At 49.4% G+C, this 4,191-nt stretch carries 1 protein-coding gene; it reads right to left on the bottom strand.

The window, feature by feature from the left end:
- On the bottom strand, positions 1-4,191 hold a 4,191-nt coding region (locus C7R91_RS26660; RefSeq protein ID WP_146142148.1), incomplete at both ends, for a condensation domain-containing protein.

Consider the following 4,191-nt stretch of genomic DNA (forward strand, 5'->3'; position numbering starts at 1 on the left):
CTCCGCGTACGTCAGTCTCTCTTCTCCGACAATTAGAGCCTCTGCATCCGGTGTTGCGTCTACTTGTGCTTCAAACAGTTGGTGCATTACCGCGTCACGAGCATATTCCGTTTCCGTTGCGTTCCATTCCACTAACAGCTTGTAGCGTTCCTCGTCCGTAATAAATGACAGTGTAGTCAACGGCTGTTCCGCTTGAGCCGTTAGGGCATGTAAAACCTGAGACATCTGTTCCAATACTTTCACAATCACTTCGGTATCAAAACGTCCTTGCTCATAGATCAATTTGAGAGCAAGTTCATCTCCGGGAGCCGCCACCAATGTCAATGGGTAATTGGTTTGCTCTACTGCTTGGACTTCACTCAGCGACACTCCGGAATCTGACTCCTCACTTGTGCTATTCAAGTAGTTCTCAAAAACGAGAATACTATCGAACAACGATTGGCCATGTGGAACCTCGCTCCAGCCTTGGACGTCTACAAGTGGTGTGTATTCATACTGACGGATGTCTAATTGTGTCTTTTGCAGGTGGTGTAACCATTCCTGAATCGTTTGGCTTGGGTCAAACATGACGCGGACAGGCAGCGTATTAATAAAGAGTCCTACCATGTTTTCCACTCCTGGCAGCTCCGCTGGACGACCAGAAACTGTCGTTCCAAAGACAACATCGTCTGCTCCGCTGTAACCGCTCAGGATGAGTGCCCATGCTCCTTGCACCAACGTATTTAGCGTCAACTGCTGCTTGCGGGCAAAAGCTTGCAGATGGGCCGTTACTTCCTTGGATAAGGAAACGGTTCGATCTCTGTAGGCTTTAGGCTGTACGGCATGACTGCCTGCTTTTCCCATAGCAAGTGGCGTTGATTCGTAGAAGCCTTTTAACTGCTCGCGCCAATAGCGCTCCGCAACTTGTTTATCTTGCTTATGGAGCCATGCGATATAGCGACTGAATGGTTGGACTGCTTCTAATTTTTCTTCTTCTTCGCCTGTATAAATCGCATGATAACTTGCCTGCCAATCTTGCAAGACAAGCGGCATACTCCAGCCATCTAGCAAGATATGATGGAAGCTCCATAAGAAGCGATACGTATTATCGTTCGTGCAAAACAGTGTCCAACGCATTAATGGCGGCTGATCAAACTGGAAGCTTCGTGCCCGGTCTTTTTCCATGAACGCTTGGATTTCAGCTTCCTGCTTATCGACATCCACATGGCGTAGGTCGATTTTTTCCACGCTTACTTTTACTTGTTTTCGGACGATTTGATGCGGTTGTTCCAAGCCTTCCCAGATAAAGGAGGTACGAAGAATCGAATGACGGTCGACTGTTTTCTGCCATGCTTGCTCGAATGCTTCCAAGCTAATATCTCGCACTGTCATGAGGAACTGTACAACATAATCTCCGCCCTCTTGTTCATACAGGGAGTGGAACAGCATCCCCTCTTGCAGTGGGGTCAGTGAATATACACTTTCGATCAGACGATCCGAAGCGATGTACTTGTCGATAGACTGCTGATCTAGATTAGCCAGCGGGAAGTCTGAAGGTGTGTAGCCTATTTCTTCTGCCGATTGCGTGTAAGACATAATCTCCCGCAGTGCTTCCATGTAATCATCAGCAACCGCCGCAATCGTCTGTTCGTCATGGATGTTTTCGTTGTACAACCAGGTGACGTGTAGCTGATCTCCTGAAACCGCACTAATGATATCGAGCAAGTTCTCTCGTATCGAATCAGGGGCAAGATTGGCTCCACTGCATTCAGACGCTATGCCAAAGGTAGAGGAAAGCGCCACCGTCTGATCAAATTGCCCGAGGTAGTTGAAGCTGATCTGCGGTTTCGGTTGGGCGCTCAGTTGGTGTTGTAGTTCAAGATCATCACTTAGATAGCGCAAAATTCCATAGCCAACCCCCTTATTTGGAATCTGGCGAAGCTGTTCCTTGACTGCCTTCAGCGTATGCCCCCAATGTTTTTCTTGCTCGATAGAAATCTGTATCGGGTACATACTTGTGAACCAGCCAACCGTATGGGATAAATCTGCTCCCTCGATAATCTCCTCGCGTCCATGTCCTTCCAGGGTGACGACCATCTTCTCTTTTCCTGTCCATCGATTCAACGCTTTTGCCAAGGAAGCAAGCAATACGTCATTGATTTGCAGACGGTAGGAAGGGAGCGTTTCGTGAAGCAAGTTGCGCGTCTCTTCGGCGGTCAGGGTAAGTGTAATCTGTTTCGTGGATGCCTCGGTATTTTGAGCTGGCTCATACGTACGATCGACAGGAAGTAGATCCACTTCATACGCTTGATTTGCCCAAAAGGCTTTTTCCTTTTCAAGTGAATCAGACTTGGCGTAAGCATGTAATTGCTCAGCCCATGCTTTAAACGAGGTCGTTTTTGACGGGAGATGTACCTCCTGATCATTTAGAGCTTGCTCATAGGCCAACTGCAAGTCTTCCAGCAAAATGCGCCAGGATACCCCGTCCACTACCAAGTGATGAATAACGAGCAGGAGTCGTCCCGCGCGTTCGTTTCCAAGGTGGAAGTACACAGCTCGCAACATCGGGCCTTCTGTGATGTTCAGACTCGCCTGCTTCTCGTCTGCAATTTCTTCCAATCGCGCGAATTGTTCCTCTGGTGAGATGCCAGACAAATCTACCAAATGGAAATGTACAGGTTCGCCCAAGCCCTCGATGTGTTGTGACCATATACCGTCGTTGTTGGTATAACGCATGCGCAAAGCATCGTGATGTGTAAGCAACTCGGTAATGGCACGCTCCAATGCGCTCGTATCAACCGGTTCCTCGACTGTCAACAAGAAGGATTGATTCCAGTGATGGATAGACGGTTGATTTGCGGCAAAGAACCACTTCTGGATTGGCGTAAGCAACACATTTCCGGTCACGAGCCCTTGCTCCGCCAGTTGAATAGCACTTTCCCCGTTTCCAGTTGTTGAAACGAGAGCTGCCAGTTCAGCGATTGTTTGGTTTTCAAAGATCTGTTTAGGTGTAAGACGAATCCCTGCTTGGTTAGCACGAGAGACGATCTGGATACTCAGGATCGAGTCTCCCCCGAGTTCGAAGAAGTTGGAGTTGATACCGATTTCTTCGATTCTGAGAACGTCTTGCCAAATCTCAGACAATTTGCGCTCGATCAAGGTATGTGGTGCAACGTAGTGCTCATCACTTTTGCTTGCATAGTCAGGTTTTGGCAGGGCCCGACGGTCTACTTTCCCGTTTGGCGTTAGCGGCAATTCATCCAGCATGACGAAAGCAGATGGCACCATATAATCCGGAACGTGTGCTTTGAAGTGTTGGCGAAGCTCGGCAGTGTCAACCTCATGCTCGGCTTGCTTGACCGCATAAGCGACGAGCTGTTTCTTGCCCGGTTCATCTTCGCGGACAATGACAACGGATGCGGCAAGAGCAGGATGCTTGGCTAAAACTGCCTCTACTTCACTCAGCTCGATGCGGAATCCGCGGATTTTTACCTGATTGTCGATTCGGCCGATGAATTCGATGAGACCATCTGGCAGATAACGAACCAGGTCACCCGTCCGATAAAGTCGTGCCTGCGGATCGGTTGAGAACGGGTTTGGTACAAAGCGTTCTTCCGTCAAATCAGGACGATGCAAATATCCTTGCGCCAGACCATCTCCGCCGATGTACAGTTCACCTGTTACGCCAATCGGGACGGGCTGCATGTTGCTATCTAGTACGTACACAGTCGTATTCTTGATAGGACGGCCAATCGGGAAAGAACTGATCGTCTCTGGCAACTCCGTGACCGGATAGCAGCAGGTGAATGTCGTGTTCTCCGTTGGACCGTACCCGTTGATAACCGTGAGTCCTTCGATTTCTAACGCTTTTCTTACGTGAGGAACCGAGACGACATCTCCGCCAACGAGCAGTTGTCGAACTCCCGTCAGGTGCTCTTTGTGATGATCCACCATTAGCGTGAACAGTCCCGCCGTCAGCCAAAGCGTCGTAACCTTGTGCGTCTGAATGGCTTGTCCCAGTTCTTCCAGTGAAGGCAGATCAGGCGGCATCAGCACCAGCTTCGCCCCATTCAGCAAGCTGCCCCAAATCTCAAAGGTCGCTGCGTCGAATGATACGGTCGATGCTTGCAGGAAAACATCCTGCTCTGTAATCGTCACGTAGTCCGTTTCTTTGACGAGACGGACAATGCCTCGATGGATGACAAGCGTTCC

The sequence above is a fragment of the Brevibacillus formosus genome, assembly GCF_003013405.1.
Taxonomy (GTDB): Bacteria; Bacillota; Bacilli; order Brevibacillales; family Brevibacillaceae; genus Brevibacillus; species Brevibacillus formosus.